Genomic DNA, 17,436 nt, shown 5'->3' with positions numbered 1-17,436 from the left:
TTTTCAACCCTCCCCGAAAAGGAAGATCCGCGCGGTCATGACCGGCAATTACGACGCTTCAGCCATCGAGGTTCTGATGGGCCTCGACCCGGTGCGCAAACGCCCCGGGATGTACACCGACACCACACGTCCCAACCATCTGGCCCAGGAGGTCATCGACAACAGCGTCGACGAGGCCCTGGCCGGGCACGCCCGCCGCATCGAGGTGGTGCTCTACGCGGACGGCTCGCTTGAGGTCACCGACGACGGGCGCGGGATGCCGGTCGACATCCATCCCCAACAGGGCTTGCCCGGGGTCGAGGTCATCCTGACCAAGCTCCACGCCGGCGGCAAGTTCAATTCGGACAACTATCGATTCTCGGGCGGACTGCACGGCGTGGGCATATCCGTGGTCAACGCCCTCTCGCGCCGTCTGGAGGTCTGGGTCAAGCGCGGCGGCCAGGAATACAGGATGGCCTTCCAGGGCGGCGATAAGGCCAGCGACCTGGACGTGGTCGGCGCGGTCGGTCGCAACAACACCGGGACGCGGCTGCGTTTCTGGCCCGATCCCAAATATTTCGACACGCCCAAGTTCGCCACCCGACCCCTGACCCATCTGCTGCGCGCCAAGGCGGTGCTCTGTCCCGGTCTGGAGGTCCGCTTCCGCGACGAGTCGACCGGCGAGGAGTCCATCTGGTGCTACCAGGACGGACTCAAGGACTATCTGCTGCAATCCCTGAACGGCGCGGAGACCATCCCGCTCGAATCCTTCGTCGGTGATCTGGAGGGACGCAGCGAGGCGGCGACCTGGGCGCTGGCCTGGCTGCCGGAGGGCGGCGAGCCGATCGCCGAGAGTTACGTCAACCTCATCCCGACCGTGCAGGGCGGCACCCACGTCAACGGACTGCGCACGGGTCTGACCGAGGCGGTGCGCGAGTTCTGCGAGTTCCGCAATCTGCTGCCGCGCGGCGTCAAGCTGGCCCCGGAGGACGTCTGGAACCGCCTGAGCTACATCCTCTCGGTGAAGATGCTCGACCCCCAGTTCTCGGGTCAGACCAAGGAGCGTCTGTCCTCGCGCGAGTGCGCGGCCTTCGTCTCGGGCGTGGTCAAGGACTGCTTCAGTCTCTGGCTCAATCAGCATGTGGGGGAGGGCGAGCGGATCGCCGAGCTGGCGATCGGCGCGGCCCAGGCGCGGCTGCGCGCCGGGCGCACCGTGACCCGCAAGAAGATCACCCAGGGCCCCGCGCTGCCCGGCAAACTGGCCGACTGCACCTCGACCGATCCCGAACGCGGCGAACTCTTCCTGGTGGAGGGCGATTCGGCCGGCGGTTCCGCCAAGCAGGCGCGCGACCGGGAGTTCCAGGCGATCCTGCCGCTGCGCGGCAAGATCCTCAACACCTGGGAAGTGGAGGCGACCGAAGTGCTCGGCTCCCAGGAGGTGCATGACATCGCCGTGGCCATCGGCGTCGACCCCGGCGGGGACGATCTCACCCGGCTGCGTTTCGGCAAGGTCTGCATCCTGGCGGACGCCGACTCCGACGGCGCCCATATCGCCACGCTGCTGTGCGCCCTGTTCCTGAAGCACTTCCGCCGCCTGGTCGCCGAGGGCCATGTCTATGTCGCCATGCCGCCGCTCTATCGGATCGACGTCGGCAAGCATGTCTACTACGCGCTCGACGATGACGAGAAACGCGGCATCCTCGACCGCATCGCGGCCGAGAAAATCAAGGGCAAGGTCAACGTTCAGCGCTTCAAGGGGTTGGGCGAGATGAACCCGATGCAGTTGCGCGAGACGACCATTCATCCGGACACCCGCCGGCTGGTGCAACTCACGGTTGAAGACGACGACCAGAGCGACAGCCTGCTCGATATGCTGTTGGCCAAGAAGCGCGCCGCGGATCGCCGCGCCTGGCTTCAGGAGAAGGGCGACCTAGCGGAGGTCTAGCTAGAAAGAGCTGTCAGCGTCCAGCCTCCAGCTATTGGGAATCAGCCACTTGACCATTGACCGAGACCGGCCGAAGCTCACCCATTGGGTGAGCCCGCGAGAAGCGAAAACCTCGGCCATACAACGGCTGGGGGCGGATCGCTGGCGGCTGACGGTGCTTTCTAGGTTCATCCGTTTCCAGGCCGGTCCTGGTGGCGCTTTCCGACTCCCTGGCAGGCGCGGCAGCCGCCAGGGCCAACAGACCAGAGTGAAATCCATGCCCCAATTTCGATTCGGCCATGCCGCCGCCAGCGACTGGAGGGAGGCCGCCGATGCCTGCCTGAGCCAGATCGGCCTCGTCCCGGACGCGGCGAAATCTGACCGATCGACGACATCGAGACCATTAATTTACATAATATACAGTTTGCGCTAGTCATTGATTTGTTTTGGGTTTTTCCTGAAAACGCCGAATCCTGGGCTAGGGCGCCTCCGAGTAGGGCGCACATCAACATCAACGTCAGCGTTCCTCCGCTTGCTCTCCGGGCGATTTCTCGCCAGGTGTCCGCCGTTCTTGGGTCCGCCTTTCCGGCTTGGATCTCCGCTACCGTCGCCGCTATGTCCAATCCGGCCATTCTCGCCAGCTCCTGGGCGATGTGGTCGGGTAGGGGGCTTTTCTCTTTTCTGTAGATTGAGAGTGTTTGTCTACTGATCTCCAGTCGTCTGGCTATGTCGGCGTCCGTGCCCTTGATCTCTTTTCGTGCTTGGTCGATCAAGTCGGCTGCTTTCATGTTGGTTTTCTCGTTGTTGACTTTCGTCAAGCTTAATCGCGCCTAAACCACTTGTGGTCAGAGGTTTCTCTGACTTATGATCGGGTCGTCAGATTAATCTCTGACAGGTGGCCGACCCTCCTTGCCAACCCTCCCGGATAAACCGGGGGGAGCGGCTAAAACCCCGAGGGTTGGCGCGGTTCACGCACTCATGAGGTCGGCTCATGTTCCAGTTTCTCCGCACCCAACCATCCCCGATCAACCCGCGCCGTGGTGTCCAGCTCCACCCGCGTTCCGCCCGTCCTTCCTCTGGTCCCGTCCAGCGTCGGTCTTGGCGTGATGTTTCCGCCGTCGAGGTTTTCGAGGTTGATCGCACTCCCAGCGGCTATCCGCTCTTCCAGGTCGGTTTCTGGATCAACCCCGAGCACCTGGAAGTCCTGACCGACGCCCAGGACAACCCCGTTCAGTTTTCGCTTCTCTCCGAGGCCATGCTGACGCTCCGGCGTCTCGGCTGGTACGGGGAAGTCGAATGCACCCAGATTCCGTACTGAGGGGGCGGCCATCATGCGCTACCTCGTTGAAGGCACTCTTCCTTCTCCGCTTCGGCCTTCCTGGATATATGCCGATCCGCGGATCCAGCAACGCCTTACCCTCGATGCCGACCTGATCGCCGATCGCGTTACCCTCGATGCCGACCTGATCGCCGATTACGCCTCGTCCATTCGTGATTGGATCGATCAGGCCCCGTTGACCGTCTTTTTCGATGCCATCACCTATTGGCTCGCTGACGGCTTCCATCGTCACGCGGCCTGTGAGGTCGCCGGGCTCGACTACATCCCCGTCATCATCCATGAGGGTACCCGCCTCGATGCGTTGCGCTTCGCCCTTCTTAGGGAAGCTTCCATATGAGCGAAGCCACCGCCCCCAAGGCCGCCTCTAAGCCCCGTCAGCCGCGCGGCATTCGCCTGGCCGAAGAGCCCAAGGTCAGCGAATTTCCGATCACGGGGCCGATCTCCCGCCCTGTCCCTCTTGATCAAATCATCCCCGATTCCCGGCTTCAATTCCGTGCCGACGGTCTCGATCAGGATTACGTACTGCAACTGGTTCACGCCTACGAGGAGGGCGTCGATCTGCCCCCCGTGGTGCTCTATTGCGGTGCCGATCCCGATTCGCGGGATCTCACCAAGGCCATTTACTGGATTGCCGATGGCAACCATCGGGTAGCGGCCGCGGCCGTCGCGCGCCTCTCCCAGATCCCCGCCATCGTCCGTCACGGCGGCCGGCTCGACGCCCGTCGTCACGCCCTGGGTGCCAACGCCGACTACGGCAAACGCCGCACCCGTGCCGATCTCGCCTACGCCTACAGTCGCGCGGTGGAAGAGGGCGACGTCAAGCCCGATGACGTCTCGGGTCTGTCCAAGCTCCTGCGCTGCTCCGAACGCTGGGCGCGCGAACTCACCAAGGACGCCCGCGAGCGCGCCAACCTGGAACGCGACGCCACCATTCAGCGACTGTCCGAAGAGGGGAAGACCCAGCGCCAAATAGCCGCTGAAGTCGGTTTGACTCCTATGGGCGTTAATAAGGTTGTAAACAAACGGAACTCTTCCGAAAGTTTACAAATCTCGACTGTTTCCGAAGTCGATCAACCTCAGCCCGCCCCCTGCCCGAATCCGCTCTCGAATCGTGAGGAAAAACGGAACTCTTCCGAAATTCCTCAAGACCAGCCGCCGGTGGATCAACCCCAGGCTGAACCTTCGACCGTCCCCGAGCTGGTGATGGATTCCCCGGCGCTCCAGGCCGCTAAGGTCGCCTATCAGGGGCTGAGCGCCTCCGACGCCTTCGCCTTTCAGGTCTGGTTCGCTTCGATCCGGACCGCCGAGCGTCGCGGTGATCCGTCATGACCACCTTCGCCGAACGCTACGCTGGCTACGCCGATCGCCCGCCCATCGCGGACGTCGACGACTCCGATCTCTACGACGCTTATCAATCCTGGGAACAGGCCCAACCCGAGCGCCCCCAACCCCCAGCCGCTCCGGTCTTCCGGGCCGATCCCTCGTTTCGTTTCTATCGCCCACATCGCTCCTGTGGCGTCGTGGGTCCACCGCTCGGAAAGGCGTGTGGTGGCTGTTATCGCTGCCTCGATCGCGCGCAACCGGCTTCATTGGGTATGGCCAACAAGGGTAAATGACATGTCAGGCGAATTTACTGAATTCTTCAACCGTCTTCCGCTGATCGAATTGACCGATGAGGTCGAATCCCGCGACTTTCCGCCCAAGGACGGAAAGCCCGCGCGCAAGAGTCTCAATCAACACGGCTATTTGATTCAGGTCGATTCCCGTGGAACCCAATTGAAGCGCTCCATTCGCGTCGATCTCGGCCGCGCCGGTATTCCCTACGCCCCCGGCCTGTACGTCCTCGATGGCGTCTCGCTTAATGGCAATCAGTGGGGCGATCTGGAAATGCTCCGCTTTGGCGTCCGCCTGGCCTCCGTCCCTCAGATCGTTCAAACCCTGTTGCAACAGGAAGCCAAGCGGGCGGCTTGAACCAATAACGGTGCCAGGGTAGACGAAAGCTGAACGAACGCGAAGACCGCAAAGCGTTTCGGGAGCATAACCAGTACAACCGCTTTCTCCGTGATCGCGGTTATGACGATGACGAAAGAGATAGGGAACGAGACAGCCCCTGTTGATTTCAATCCTGACGGTAGGAAAGGCACCAACCGCCCGTCATCCCTTTACGGTGCAATTTTGTGAGGTTTTGTCATGGACTATACCGCTATTTCCGGCGCGGTTGATTGGTCGGCCGTACTGACGGCCATGGGCGTGATCGCGGTTGCTCTGGCGGGTCTGCTCATCGCCAAGCGCGGCGCTAAGGTGTTGCTCGCCTTCATCAGTCGCTAGGCCATTCGGGAGGGCTTCGGCTCTCCCTTTTCTTTCTTCTCCAGGTGTGCCAATGGAACCGGACTACACTGCCGCTCTCTCTGCCGGTCTCCAAGTGGGCTTTATGCTCTTTACCCCGGTCTGGGCGATCCGTCTTCTGCTGCAACTGATCCTCACGGGGGGCGATCGTGCTTGATACCGAACTTGTTCAAGTCGTCCTATTCGCCTCCGGCGTGGCGGCGGTCTATATGCTGCTCTGGGGGCTGTGGTGAAACTTTATAATTTATTTCTAATGATTCGAATCATTCTCTTAATGTTGCTGGCTTTTATATCCTCATCATCATTCGCTACTAATAATTGTCCCGCTCAAATAGCGGGAGTTCAGTCCGCTTGCGCGTCGTCTTATTCCCCTCCTGCATGGCCAAGCTTCACCGTTGGATTGAGACCTACGGCAAACGCAACGATTTTTGACGTTATGTGTTATCTCACCCGTAGTGATGGCGTGAAGGTAGATGTTCGTAAAAACGGATGCACTAATAACATTTGTTCCGGCGGTTCTGTCCATACGGGCGATGGTGATTGTTGTTCGGATCATGACGGGGAGTTGCATGCCTTTGAAACCGATACCATGTCCAAGGAACAATGCAACTCATTGACAGGCCAATCATCAATTCGCAATGGTTGTGATACAACTTATGTTTTAACGTCATATTCTGAGACTGGTAATACATGCCATTATGAATATGAATATGGCGATGGTGGCGGCGGGAGTACGACTACTACCGGCGGTGATGCCTCTACATCGACCACGAGCAGCACCGGCGACACCTCGACTACCTCCAGCGGCGAGACTTCCACGACTACCAGCGGCGAGACCTCTACGACCACCAGTGGCGATGGTTCAACCTCGTCCAGTACATCCAGTACATCCAGTACATCGACCACATCCGCATCGTCTACGACCAGTGGCGAGACCTCCACGACCAGTGGTGAGACATCCACGACCAGTGGTGGCGACACGACGACCACGACGACCACGACCACGACGACCAGCGGCGACACCTCGACCACGACGACCACCAGTGGCGAGACATCAACGACCTCTGGTGGCGAGACCTCGACCACATCCAGCGGCGAGACCTCCACGACCTCTAGTGGTGATCCCGGTCCGGGGACGAGCGGCGACACCACGACCACTACCAGTGGCGGGACATCAACGACCTCTGGTGGCGAGACCTCGACTACATCCAGCGGCGAGACCTCCGGGGATACCTCGGGCGACACCAGCGGCGAGACCTCCGGGGATACCTCCGGCGACACCAGCGGCGAGACCTCCGGGGATACTGGCGAATGCGATCCAGCAACCGAAGATTGTGGTACTTGCGATCCAGCAACTGAAGATTGTGGTGGTAGTAGCGGGGGATCGGGGTTCGGAGATGGCCAGTGGGAGGGTCCGCGTATTGAAGGCGTTCCGACCTTTGAGGAAACCAATCAGGATTTCCTGACGAGAGTACAAGCGGCCCCGCTGATGACCGCGATTTCTGGTATCGGTCAAGCCTTCCCAAGCGGCGGAACATGCCCACTCGATTTCTCGGTGGCCTTGCCCTGGGGGACAGTCTCGACGGATTTTCTTTGCACCACGTTTGAGAATGTGCGCGGCGTCCTAGAAGCGGTCTTCCTCGCGCTCTGGGTGCTGATTGGATACCGCGTGGTCGCGGAGGCGTAATGACCGACCTGATCAATTTTCTTAGGGGTCTGGTTGAGGATTTCGTCACCTGGGCGCTGTCGATCCTGACCGCAATCGCGGAATGGTTCCTGCTATTCCTGCAAGACATTTTTCAGTGGCTCTATCAGCAAGTGATCGGCGCGCTGGCGGCCCTGCTGGAAGCGCTTCCAGTCCCTGATTTCCTGAATTCAACCGCCTCGGTCTTTTCCGCGATCCCTTCCAGCGTTATCTACCTCGCCAGTGTCGGCCAGTTCCCCGCTGGGCTGTCGATCCTCGGAAGCGCCTATCTGATCCGCTTCATCATTCGACGTCTTCCGGTGGTCGGCTGATGGCGATCCTGCTCCTGACCGGCACGCCAGGCGCGGGCAAAAGCTACTCGGCGGTCGCGCTGACCATCGTTCCGGCGCTCAATCTGGGTCGGCCGATTCGAACCAATATCCCCTTGGTCTATGATGAAATCAGTCAAGTATGGCCAGATGCCGATATTCGCGAATTTGAGATTCACGAAACCGTTTACAACGAATTCCCCGGCGGCGCGTTGATCGTCCTGGACGAGGCCAACAGTTGCTTTCCGTCCGGTCAGCGGGCCGACCGCGCTAATCCCCATGCGTTCGAGTGGCTCAAGATGCACCGGCACCGCATCGGCATGGTGGGCGAGCGGCAGCTATCGCAGGAAGTCGTGTTGATTTCTCAAGGCTCGTCTGATCTCGCCAAGTGGGTGCGCACCAAGATTGATAAGACTTACGTCATCCGCAAGCTCGATGCGGTCGGCGCCGAAAAGCGTTTTCGCTGCGACATCTATCAAGGCTGCCAGGACACCGACCGACCGGCCGTCCGCTCGCACATCCGTGGCTATACCGGCACCTATGAGGACAAGTACACCGGCCTGTATCACTCGCACACCCAAGGTCAATCCTTCGATGGGGTCAACGTCGAAGAACTCCGGGCCGACAAGACCGCCACTATCTGGAATCGTCCGATGGTCAAGGCGGCGCTCCTGGGGCCGTTCGTGGCCATTGCGGCCTCCTGGTATGCCGTCACCCATGTGAATGATTTCCTCGGCGTTGATAAGGCCGAACCCGAACCCGTCAAGGTGTCCGCTGTGGCGGAGCCTGCGGAGCCACAAGCGGACACCCCCACGGCTCCTGTGATCGCCAAGACACCGGCGCCGGCACCGGCACAAAGCCCGGCTTCCGTGCCTGCTCCCGCCTCAATGCCGGCTCCCGTTCCTGTTCCCCCGCAGTCCACCAACGAAGGTGATTGGCGGTTGGTCGCGCATCTCGAATATCTGACCGGCCCCAATGCCGGAAAACATGCCGTCACCCTCTCCAAGGGCAGGGATCGGCGTTCACTGCGCGATGTGATCTGTGAAACCCGGTACGGGAATGAAACCTGGTGCTACGTCGATGATCGATGGGTTTCGAGTTTCACGGGCAATCGCCCGGATCTGTGGGAGGTCGTCAACCCTCCTGCCCCGGACGGCTCCATTCCGATTCGACCGATGCCCCCAGACGCGGGCATTCCTCCTGGCGTAAGCGTCGTGCGCGCGGATCTTTAGCGTCACTGTGACTTGAGGTGGGCAATGGTGTATCAATCGCGGGCGGGCTATGTGGGCGCGCTGGTCTTTCTGACGGTGGCCATCTCGCATGCGGCTCAACGCTTCACCCATGCCGAAATCTACGCGACCTTGCTTCTGGCGTTTTTCGTCATGCTCGCCTGGGATCTGCACGCGCGGATTCTGCACAACTGCCGGTATCGGCGGCCCTGGATCGGGGTTGGGCGTTGGCGCCCCTGGTCGGCCTTCGTGCGGTTCCTGGTCAATGGTGCGGCGTTCGGGTCGGTTGCACTCCTGGTGCATGTCCATCCCTATTTTTCCGCGTCCTCCTGGGATTTCACCCGGTACTTCTATGCCTCGACGCTCGCCCTCTATCTCCTGCTCGGGTATCCCGTCCAGCTCGTCACCCTGCGGTATCTCGGCCATGATCGGTATGAGTTCGGAGACTATGCGCTCCTGACCCTGGCCGGGCTGCGGGCTTTCGGGCGTTTCCTGCGCGGGCGGGGATCGCGACGGCTGCGTAGTGCGCGAGTGCGCAAGATGGCCCTGGTCTATCTGGTCGGGCTGTTCTTCCTCACCCTCATGACCAAATTTATCGACAACGAACTCGGCGCGTTCGTGTCTGCCGTCCAGAATTATCAGGCGCTGCCTGGCGATGCGTCATTCTTCCTGCATTACCGTGGCGTCTATCGGATTCTCTACCATTTGATTTTCGTGCTCGATGTCGGGATTGCCGTCATCGGGTATACCGTCGTCTCACGTTGGCTCGACAATCGCACCAGGAGCGTGGACTCCACGTTATACGGCTGGCTCGTGGCCTTGGCCTGCTATCCTCCGATGAACAGCGGCTTTACCTCCAAGTTCATCAATCACGGTGGTTCTGGATCGACTCCGCTGATTACCTCTGAGCCGGTCCTCATGTTCCTGATGGCATTGATCCTGATGTCGTTCTGCGTCTATGTCTGGGCCACACTTACACTCGGCTTCAAGTTCTCCAACATGACCAACCGGGGCATCGTCACCCACGGTCCCTATCGGTATCTGCGGCATCCCGCCTATGCCTCGAAGAATTTTGCGTGGTGGCTCGATAACACTCAGGTCTTCCTGAACGGCTGGTGGGTGTTCGGCCTGCTCGCGTGGAACTTCATCTATGTGCAGCGGGGACTGACCGAAGAACGTCATTTAGGCAAAGATCCCGAGTACCGCGCCTATTGCCGGCGCGTCACTCGGCGGTTTCTGCCGCCGCTCCCGAGGTGGCGCTCGGCTCCTGGGCGTCAGTATGCAAGCGATCATCGCTGAGGGCCGGGTTCCGGCTTCGGCTCCTATTCGTGTTCGATCGCCTTACCAATAGTGACAGAGAAAATCAATAGTAACAGATCATCCAATGGTGTCAGAGTCATCAATGGTGGCAGAACAATCTAAAGTGTCAGATTTGATTCTATCTCGATCATTGGTTCTCGGCTTTTTCATTTTCTCCGACTCCATTGGTCAGATGATAAATACAATGAAAATCAATCATTTAGAGTGCCGCTGGACAGGTAATTCTCTGGTGTCACAGTCGATCCATGGGGCCAATGCAAATCTATAGTGTCAGAGCAAACCTATAGCGCCAGAGTTATCATCGGGTCACGAGTTATCCGTGGGGTCATAGTGGAATTTATGCCTGTTATCTTCGAGCGCTATTAGTGGATTTACAGGTGACAGTTTCCGGATGGGAAGGTTGGCGGTTTGAGCATGGCTATCTGCTCGATCCGGCTGGTAACCGCTATCTGCCGGGCGATCTCCAGGCGTCTTTCTATGCGCGCCGGGCTTGGGAGGCGAGGGCGGGTTATCCGGGCGAACTGCGCTTTCTGCGCCAACGCCTGGACGATTTGATCCGTCAGGCCGAGGCGGTCACCGGTGGCTATATCCTCGAAGTCCGCCGCGAGACCTCCCAGGGCTCCCGGCTCGTTCAGTCGCTCATCCTGCCGTTTTGATTCTTTACCGTGTACGAAAAGCCCGATTTCCGAGGATTTCCGTTCCGGCGCCGGAGAAAACCATCCTGGATGGCCTCGAAATCGAGGCCGCTCCGTGTTATCGGGTTTCCTCGGGGCCTGACCTCCCTCCGCCTGGTGGCCCTCTTCGCCAGCGCGCCCAGTGGGAGGCCATACACCGCCAGGGTTTCCGACGGCGCGGTCCTCGCAGGTCATCGACGGGCGCGCCTAGGATCGATCCCGTGGGACGGGATCGACACCACGGATCCTCTCGCGATCCTCGACCCTCCGGAAGTCCAGGGAAGGACGAGCCCGGCGTTCCAGCGTCTTGGGTGGCTTCGTGGTTGGTCCGGGCGTCCCTTTTCCGGTCTTGCCTGGGGTCCGCCCGCCGACCGTCGCCAGGGCCTCGGATCGGGTTTCTTCCAGTACAGGTTCTTAGTAACACCTGTACTTTGTGCCATGGGTGGCACTTTTCGCCATTTTAGGGGGTCTGCATGATCGATTACCTGACGTTGATTTTGGACCTGAAGGACTACGAACATCTTTGGGAACGGGTCTCTCGCTATGCTCGTAACCACTGGCAGATCCAGAAGTGGAACCCGGTTACCGGTGAGGTTGAATGGTCCCAGCCGTGCCGGGAGTCGGTTCGCTCCGACACGCACCAAATCACCCTTCAGGTCTCGCCCTCCCGGGTGAAGGTCTCGGGCTCGCCGGCACGGGCCATGGGGCTTCCCAACAATGTCTTTGGTTCGGACGATCTGATCGAGTGTGGTCGGGCGCACATCGATTTTGCTCGGCGGGTGCTGTCCGATCTGGCGTTGCCTGGGCTTCCGGCCTGGAAGATTGCCCGTGTCGACAAGACCTACAATTACGCTTTCGGGTCGGCTGCCGAGGTCCGCCAGGCTCTGGCCTACCTGGGACAGTTCGACGGTGGTCGTTACAAGGCCGACACCCGTCACGGTGATACGGCCTACTGGTCTCCGGGCTCGAACCTGCGTAGCAGCAAGGCGTATCTCAAGGGTCTGCATTTGCTCTACCAGATTCGCAAGGGCCAGGCTTCCGCCGAACCCTGGCAGGTGGAGCTGGCCAATCGGCTATTGCGTTTGGAGTTACAATTAGGCAGCGCCTGGTGGAATCGTCGGCGCAAGGAGCCGGGTTTTCGGCAATGGTCAGTCGATTTGTACGCGGAATATCAGGGTTATTGGTCTGGGCTAATTGGGTCTGTGGAGGTCTGCGAAATGAGCGATTTGGAACTGTTCAAGAAAGTGGCGAAGACCGAGGGTCAGGCGTTGTCGGCTTATCGGACCTGGTGCCTAATCAAACAGATCGGCCATCGGGCGGCGATGGAATCCATGCCGCGTCGCACTTGGTACAACCACAAGAAGATTCTTAACGATGCCGGCTTGGGCTGGGGTGACATCGCGACGGGACAGATCGTCCCGTTCCGCCGTCGCGCCTTGGTCATGGAGCAACCCGTCACTTCTTGGGAAGAATTGAAGCGTTTGGCGGCGGCCTAGGGGAGGGCGTCAACATGGCGGATGCATTATTCGAATGGCTCGGTGAAGAGGATGCCCGATATCGGCAGGCCCGTTTCGTGGCTTATCTGGTGGCCAACGATCGCAATGAATATCTAGCGAAATTCAAGCAACGTCGGGACGGCTTAGTGTTGGCCTGGACGCCTTTCCCGGACTATGCACGGCTCTTTCGTGCCGAAAAGGCGGCGGCGCGGGTGTTGCGGGCGATAGATCGTCCTGATCGCTTTATTGTTCGGCTCTTGGAAACGGATGATCAGTGGATTGTTCCATCCGAACAGGGTCGGCTTGTTTCGCTAACATCATGAGGGCTTAACCATGCTCGCCGTTCAAATTCCACCGGCGCTCGAGGAGCGCCTGACCGTCGTGGCCAAGGCCGCCGGTCGTCGTCCTGATGAATGCGTCATCGAAGCGGTCTTGGACTATCTCGAGGATTTGGAGGATGTGCGCTTGGCGGAGGAGCGCTTGATCAACTTACGCGAGGGCCGTTCCTCGACCCTGACCCTGGAAGAGGTGATGCGCGACTATGGCATGGAAGGTTGAATTCGAGCGCGACGCCCAACGCGATCTGTCCAAGCTCGATCCGCCGATCGCCCGGCGGATCCTGTCATTTCTGCATCAACGTCTGGCGGTGCTCGACGATCCCCGCAGCCTTGGCGAAGCGCTCAAGGGATCGAAGCTTGGTGAGTTCTGGAAATATCGTGTCGGTGATTACCGCCTGATCAGCCGCATAGAAGATCAGGCGTTGCGTATCCTGGTGGTCCGCGTCGGCAATCGCCGCGAGATCTACCGTGAGCGCTAGAACCTGGAGCGCCCGTGAGCCGGAACCACCAGGTCATGACGAACCGCTCGATCAATTGACATAATATACATTATGCGCAATTAAGGACAACTTGTCCGTTCCGGCGGACACCTTGGCCAAACTGTCATCCACCCCGGATTGGCTCGATAGCGAGCTCCTGGCCGAGGGCTTCGCCGCCAATCCCAAGACCTTGCGCGCCTTGCAGCGCGCCTGCCGGTTCTCCGACGAACAGGCGGCGGCCGCCTGCCTGGTCTCCCTGCGGACCTATCGCCGTTGGCTCTCCAGCGGCAACCCCGATCCCACGGCGCTGCGCCTCCTGGCCGTCCTCGCCGGCTTCGTTCCCTGGTCCGGCTGGGATGGCTGGGAGGTCCATAACGGCTATCTGTTTCCACCGGGTTACTCGCGCGGCGGCATTCCGCCGGCGGAGTTCTTCGCCCTGGTGTTCTACCGGCAGCAAGTCACCGAGTACCAACGGCATAATGCCCAGTTGCGTGTTGAGCTTGAAGCAGCGCGCCACGGGCGACCGGCCCCGGCCCTGACGTCTCAGTTTCAGGCGCTGGCCGTTCAGATCCAAACCCTCGGCGGCGAGCTGGCCGCGCTCGGGGCGCGTCTGGAGCCGGCCGCTCATGGCTGATCGTGTCCGCGTCGCGTCGGATTTGGCGGGCGGCGCAGCCGTCCCGCCTGGGCTTGTCTCTTTCTCAACAAGTGACACGGCTCCGGAAATACTGGGCTTTCCGGGCAATGTCCGGCATCGGGTGGTTATCGATTCCTACCTTGGGCGCCTGCGCAGGATGCGCTCGGCGGTACTTACGGCCGCTAACCTGATTCAAGCGCGGCTCGGCTCCAGCGGTCGACGCTGGAAAGCGGCGATGCTCCATCTGACCTATCGCGACGAGGATGATTTCAGCCCCGATCAGATGTCGGTGTTGATCAAGCACATTCGGCAGTGGGTCAAGCGGCGCGATCTCCCGGCCCTGCCCTATATCTGGGTGCTTGAACGCGGCTCCAGTCGCGGGCGGCTGCATTACCACATCCTGATCTGGCTCCCCCTGGGCGTAACCCTGCCCAAGCCAGACAAGCAAGGCTGGTGGCCCTGGGGCCATACCAAATGGCAATGGGCGCGTGAGCCGGTTGGCTACCTGGCTAAGTACGCCTCGAAGGGGTCCACCAAGGATGGTGACGTTCAAGCCTCGTTCCCCAAGGGCTCCCGCAGTCATGGCAAGGGCGGCTTGACCACGGTCGAGCGTTCCAAGTGCGCTTGGTGGCGGGCGCCAAAGTGGGTCAAGGACGCTTGGCCCGACTGGCAAGACGAACCGCGACCGTTCCTCGGCGGCGGTTGGCGTTCGCGGGTTCATGGCGATTGGCTGCCCTCCCCCTGGCGGCTGGTCGGCTTCGACCTCGGCCGGCCCGTGGTGCAGTGGGTCGCCGATTCTCCCTATCCCTATGCTCTGGAGCTTCCAGCATGAACATTGCCTTCTGGGATCACACTAACCGGCGCCTAGGCATTGAGGGCCACGCCATGAAGCACGTCGGTTTCTGCATCGGCAACGAGCGCCAAGAGTTCCTAAGTCTGGTCGAGGAACCGCGTCCAGGGGTTCAGGTGTATGTCTGGGCGATCACTCCGGCCCTGGCCCTGGTCTACCCGAGTCGCGGCAAGGCCGAACGGGCGGCGCGTCGTCTGGATCGCTCTGGCCTGGTCGTGATGCCGCTCTATGACAAGGTCGATCAATGGGGCGTCGGCTGGTTCGAGGTCGAGCCATGATCAGCGTCCTGGATCGGCTGGCGATCCGCTTCGCCAAGGCACTTGGCCTTGATTCCTGCGTGGTCGTCGTCTGGGTCCGCTGGGCGCTGTCCTGGCGTCCCGAGGACCGGGCGGTGTGGCGCGAGATCCGTTCCCGGGTGAGTCGTCCAAGGATTGGTGACTACCAGTCCTGATGTCTGCGTCCGTCTTGAGACCCAGGCGTCGTGTGTGGCGAAGCTTTCAGCGGAGCCACACACGACGACCGTTACCCCAGGACCGCGCCTCCGTGATCCCTCTGGGTATCCCTCGGGATCCTGTCCCAGCTCCATCCGTAGACCCTTTTTCAAGCGGCGGCAGTGTGAGGGTGGCCAGCTCGGCGGGTCGGATCTTGACTCCGATCCTGCGTGTAGCGACGCCGCCGCCTAGGCTCGTCCTCGTGGGACGGGGACGATGGCACGGCCTCTACTCGATTCTCGGCCCTCCGGAAGTCCAGGGAAGGACGAAGCCCGGCGCTTCTGCGTCTTGGGTTGCTTCTTGGTTGGTCCGGGCGTCCCTCTTTCGGCCTCCTGGGTCTCCTCGATCTACTCCGCTTTCTCCTTGGCCTCTGGTAGCGGGATCCGCTCCGGGGCCTTCATGTAGATCGTCAGCCAGGTCTTATTCCCTTCGGTGAAGTTCTGTTCCATCCCGCAGGCTCGGCAGTAACCATCCACGACCTCAATGATGGCGGCCTTGTTGGCTTCGGGCAGCTTCAAGGCGCGCTCTAGCGTCTGCTTCAAGATCGCGTCGCGGTTCATCTTGCTGATGTCCAGCAACAGCGAGTCCGCCGAGCATTCCAGGGCGTCCATCAGCTTGTGAAGCGTCGAGAGCTTCGGGTCTCCCTCGTCTTGTTCCAGCTTCGAGATATGCCCGACCTTGATGCCGGTGCGCTCGCAAAGCTGAAGCTGATTCCAACCTTTGTCTTGCCTCATTCGCCGGATGTTTTTCCCGAGTGACATGATGACGCTTGATCTCTGATGATTTATAACCATTGAGGGCAAGTATAAGCGGTCAGAATTGCCCTTTAGATTTGTCTTGCCCTGTAAGGTCATGTAGATTTCCCCTGTAAGGTTATTGACAGGGGTTTTCGCGGGCATGGCCCAGACGGCTTATACATTATGCGCAATTCAGGAACCGTCCCAGGCGGACCTTGGCCAAACTGTCATCAACCTCGGATTGGCTCGATAGCGAGCTCCTGGCCGAGGGCTTGGACGCCAATCCCAAGACCTTGCGCGCGCGTGGGATGGGGCAAAGCGAAGTGTGCCCATCCTGTACGCTTCACCCCCGTGTCGACTCAGTAAGCAGGCGCGGCCCCCTCATATCGCAACCCCTTGTCCGCCGTCTGTTCGCGCACGGCGTTTAAAATCTTGTGGTCCAACGAGGCTTCCGCGCCACCCTTGGCTTCGACCTCGGCCTTGAGATACTCGGCGCGCTGGGCGGATAGATCCTGGATCCTGTCACGCAGCTCCTTGCGTTTCGCCGCCGTTTCGGCGATCAGATGGCGCTGGGTTTCCAGGTCCAGACCGACCAGCGGTTCGGGCAGTTCCGCGCTTGGCAGATCGGCTAGATCGACCCGGCCGCTGGAGACCTCGTCCACCAGTTCCTTGTCGCCCAGGAGACTGGCCTCGCCGCTTTCGGAGGCGACAAAACCCGCGCGTCGAGCCAACGCGGCCGGTGACGCGGCGGCCTTGGTGGCCTGCTCGGCGGCGAGCTTTTCACCCTTCCTGGCACGCTCCTCGGCCTTGCCGTGGTAGATCCGGGTCGCGTCCAGTTCGCCCGAGAGCCGGGCTAGGGTGTCGTCGAACGGAGTCGTGATGGCCACCGCTCCCCCACTCTGCTCGACCTGAAAGTATCCGCCGTCGCCGAGTTGGGCGATGCGCCGCCATTCCCGCGCTGTGTCGGGCTGGGCGCCGCACTGGATGGCGTTCACCCGGATCCCGCGCCGCTTCGTCTCCGCCATGGTTTGCGTATAGGGGATGTCGTTCGGATAGTCCATGTGCGCCGGGGCGTCACCGACCAGGAAGATGACCCGGTAGACGCTCGGATCCCGGCTCCAGCCGATGCGCTCGAGAGCCTCGTGGAGCGCCTGATTGACGCTCTCCGGACCATCGCCGCCGCCCTGGGCCTGGAACTGCATCAGTTCGCCGTGGAGACTGTCCAGATCCTTGGTGAGATCCACGACCCGGGTCACATAGTCGTCGCCGCGATCGCGATAGGCGACCAGACCCATGCGGATCTCCGGCGCGGGCTGCCCGGCGGCCATGGTCGAGGCGATCGACCAGATCTTGTCCTTCGCCGCCTGGATGAGCCCGCCCATGCTCCCGGTGGTGTCGAGCACGAACACCGCCTCGATGACCGGGTGCTGTCCCGTGTCCGGCCATGGGATCGGATCCTGGACGATGGGTTCGACGGGCCAACCGGGCTCGGCCGATCGCAAGGTTGGGTAATAGAGCACGGCGGCGCCGGTGAGTCCGAACAGGCCGAGTGCGATCATTCTGGTTTTCATCTGGTTGTTCATGGCG

At 60.8% G+C, this 17,436-nt stretch carries 23 protein-coding genes; 19 read left to right on the top strand and 4 right to left on the bottom strand.

Annotated features, from left to right (window positions below; genetic code table 11):
• The first annotated feature begins 37 nt into the window (after nucleotides 1–37).
• Nucleotides 38–1,924: a DNA topoisomerase IV subunit B gene (gene parE / locus CKO27_RS13025; RefSeq protein ID WP_200375333.1), complete on the top strand. Its 1,887-nt coding sequence runs from the start codon at nucleotides 38–40 to the stop codon at nucleotides 1,922–1,924.
• Between the two features lie 955 nt (nucleotides 1,925–2,879).
• Here parE and CKO27_RS13020 read toward each other — a convergent pair.
• Nucleotides 2,880–3,236 (bottom strand): hypothetical protein, encoded by a 357-nt coding sequence (locus CKO27_RS13020; protein WP_200375332.1) that lies wholly within the window; start codon nucleotides 3,234–3,236, stop codon nucleotides 2,880–2,882.
• Here CKO27_RS13020 and CKO27_RS13015 point away from each other — a divergent pair.
• From CKO27_RS13015 to CKO27_RS12995, 5 genes are all read left to right on the top strand, one after another.
• Complete coding sequence (locus tag CKO27_RS13015; RefSeq protein WP_200375331.1) at nucleotides 3,235–3,579, top strand: ParB/RepB/Spo0J family partition protein; 345 nt, start codon at nucleotides 3,235–3,237, stop codon at nucleotides 3,577–3,579. The two genes, CKO27_RS13020 and CKO27_RS13015, sit on opposite strands and share 2 nt — an antisense overlap.
• The gene (locus CKO27_RS13010; RefSeq protein WP_200375330.1) at nucleotides 3,576–4,571 is read left to right on the top strand and encodes a ParB N-terminal domain-containing protein; all 996 of its coding nucleotides are present in this window, start codon (nucleotides 3,576–3,578) and stop codon (nucleotides 4,569–4,571) included. Before CKO27_RS13015 ends, CKO27_RS13010 begins: the two co-directional genes overlap by 4 nt.
• On the top strand, nucleotides 4,568–4,858 hold the full coding sequence (locus tag CKO27_RS13005) for a hypothetical protein (protein ID WP_200375329.1): 291 nt from the start codon (nucleotides 4,568–4,570) through the stop codon (nucleotides 4,856–4,858). Before CKO27_RS13010 ends, CKO27_RS13005 begins: the two co-directional genes overlap by 4 nt.
• A complete protein-coding gene (locus tag CKO27_RS13000) occupies nucleotides 4,791–5,213 on the top strand; it encodes a single-stranded DNA-binding protein (RefSeq protein WP_200375328.1) in 423 nt (140 codons plus the stop codon). Before CKO27_RS13005 ends, CKO27_RS13000 begins: the two co-directional genes overlap by 68 nt.
• 219 nt (nucleotides 5,214–5,432) lie before the next feature.
• Nucleotides 5,433–5,570, top strand: coding sequence for a hypothetical protein (locus CKO27_RS12995; RefSeq protein ID WP_200375327.1), 138 nt, complete (start codon nucleotides 5,433–5,435; stop codon nucleotides 5,568–5,570).
• Nucleotides 5,571–6,284: 714 nt separating this feature from the next.
• Here CKO27_RS12995 and CKO27_RS12990 read toward each other — a convergent pair.
• Nucleotides 6,285–6,869, bottom strand: a complete 585-nt coding sequence (locus tag CKO27_RS12990; protein ID WP_200375326.1) for a hypothetical protein — start codon at nucleotides 6,867–6,869, stop codon at nucleotides 6,285–6,287.
• Between the two features lie 208 nt (nucleotides 6,870–7,077).
• On the opposite strand from CKO27_RS12990, the gene CKO27_RS12985 reads away from it, so the two are divergent.
• From CKO27_RS12985 to CKO27_RS12925, 13 genes are all read left to right on the top strand, one after another.
• Nucleotides 7,078–7,275: a hypothetical protein gene (locus CKO27_RS12985; RefSeq protein WP_200375325.1), complete on the top strand. Its 198-nt coding sequence runs from the start codon at nucleotides 7,078–7,080 to the stop codon at nucleotides 7,273–7,275.
• Complete coding sequence (locus tag CKO27_RS12980) at nucleotides 7,275–7,604, top strand: DUF2523 family protein (protein ID WP_200375324.1); 330 nt, start codon at nucleotides 7,275–7,277, stop codon at nucleotides 7,602–7,604. The genes CKO27_RS12985 and CKO27_RS12980 overlap by 1 nt, the downstream gene beginning before the upstream one ends.
• A complete protein-coding gene (locus tag CKO27_RS12975) occupies nucleotides 7,604–8,833 on the top strand; it encodes a zonular occludens toxin domain-containing protein (RefSeq protein ID WP_200375323.1) in 1,230 nt (409 codons plus the stop codon). Before CKO27_RS12980 ends, CKO27_RS12975 begins: the two co-directional genes overlap by 1 nt.
• A 24-nt stretch (nucleotides 8,834–8,857) precedes the next feature.
• Nucleotides 8,858–10,129, top strand: coding sequence for a methyltransferase family protein (locus CKO27_RS12970; RefSeq protein WP_200375322.1), 1,272 nt, complete (start codon nucleotides 8,858–8,860; stop codon nucleotides 10,127–10,129).
• A 398-nt stretch (nucleotides 10,130–10,527) separates the two neighbouring features.
• Nucleotides 10,528–10,806, top strand: a complete 279-nt coding sequence (locus CKO27_RS12965) for a DUF3653 domain-containing protein (protein ID WP_200375321.1) — start codon at nucleotides 10,528–10,530, stop codon at nucleotides 10,804–10,806.
• 491 nt (nucleotides 10,807–11,297) lie between these two features.
• Complete coding sequence (locus CKO27_RS12960; RefSeq protein WP_200375320.1) at nucleotides 11,298–12,320, top strand: phage/plasmid replication protein, II/X family; 1,023 nt, start codon at nucleotides 11,298–11,300, stop codon at nucleotides 12,318–12,320.
• 14 nt (nucleotides 12,321–12,334) lie between these two features.
• Nucleotides 12,335–12,643, top strand: a complete 309-nt coding sequence (locus CKO27_RS12955; protein WP_200375319.1) for a hypothetical protein — start codon at nucleotides 12,335–12,337, stop codon at nucleotides 12,641–12,643.
• A 10-nt stretch (nucleotides 12,644–12,653) separates the two neighbouring features.
• Entirely contained in the window at nucleotides 12,654–12,878 is a 225-nt protein-coding gene (relB, locus tag CKO27_RS12950; protein ID WP_200375318.1) for a type II toxin-antitoxin system RelB family antitoxin, read from the top strand.
• Nucleotides 12,862–13,137 carry a type II toxin-antitoxin system RelE family toxin gene (locus CKO27_RS12945; RefSeq protein WP_200375317.1) on the top strand — a complete coding sequence of 92 codons (276 nt, stop codon included), beginning with the start codon at nucleotides 12,862–12,864 and terminating at the stop codon, nucleotides 13,135–13,137. Before relB ends, CKO27_RS12945 begins: the two co-directional genes overlap by 17 nt.
• Nucleotides 13,138–13,249: 112 nt before the next feature.
• A complete protein-coding gene (locus CKO27_RS12940; protein WP_200375316.1) occupies nucleotides 13,250–13,771 on the top strand; it encodes a hypothetical protein in 522 nt (173 codons plus the stop codon).
• A 235-nt stretch (nucleotides 13,772–14,006) separates the two neighbouring features.
• Complete coding sequence (locus CKO27_RS12935; protein ID WP_200375315.1) at nucleotides 14,007–14,603, top strand: rolling circle replication-associated protein; 597 nt, start codon at nucleotides 14,007–14,009, stop codon at nucleotides 14,601–14,603.
• Entirely contained in the window at nucleotides 14,600–14,899 is a 300-nt protein-coding gene (locus tag CKO27_RS12930) for a hypothetical protein (protein WP_200375314.1), read from the top strand. The genes CKO27_RS12935 and CKO27_RS12930 overlap by 4 nt, the downstream gene beginning before the upstream one ends.
• Nucleotides 14,896–15,072 carry a hypothetical protein gene (locus CKO27_RS12925; protein WP_200375313.1) on the top strand — a complete coding sequence of 59 codons (177 nt, stop codon included), beginning with the start codon at nucleotides 14,896–14,898 and terminating at the stop codon, nucleotides 15,070–15,072. Before CKO27_RS12930 ends, CKO27_RS12925 begins: the two co-directional genes overlap by 4 nt.
• Before the next feature lie 387 nt (nucleotides 15,073–15,459).
• Here CKO27_RS12925 and CKO27_RS12920 read toward each other — a convergent pair whose 3' ends face one another.
• Nucleotides 15,460–15,873: a helix-turn-helix domain-containing protein gene (locus CKO27_RS12920; protein WP_276570161.1), complete on the bottom strand. Its 414-nt coding sequence runs from the start codon at nucleotides 15,871–15,873 to the stop codon at nucleotides 15,460–15,462.
• A 335-nt stretch (nucleotides 15,874–16,208) separates the two neighbouring features.
• The gene (locus CKO27_RS12915; RefSeq protein WP_242470899.1) at nucleotides 16,209–17,432 is read right to left on the bottom strand and encodes a VWA domain-containing protein; all 1,224 of its coding nucleotides are present in this window, start codon (nucleotides 17,430–17,432) and stop codon (nucleotides 16,209–16,211) included.
• Nucleotides 17,433–17,436: the final 4 nt, after the last annotated feature.

The organism is Thiocystis violacea, from assembly GCF_016583575.1.
GTDB lineage: Bacteria > Pseudomonadota > Gammaproteobacteria > Chromatiales > Chromatiaceae > Thiocystis > Thiocystis violacea.
Note: the sequence above shows the minus strand (reverse complement) of the source record. Positions and strands in the feature narration are given on the sequence as shown.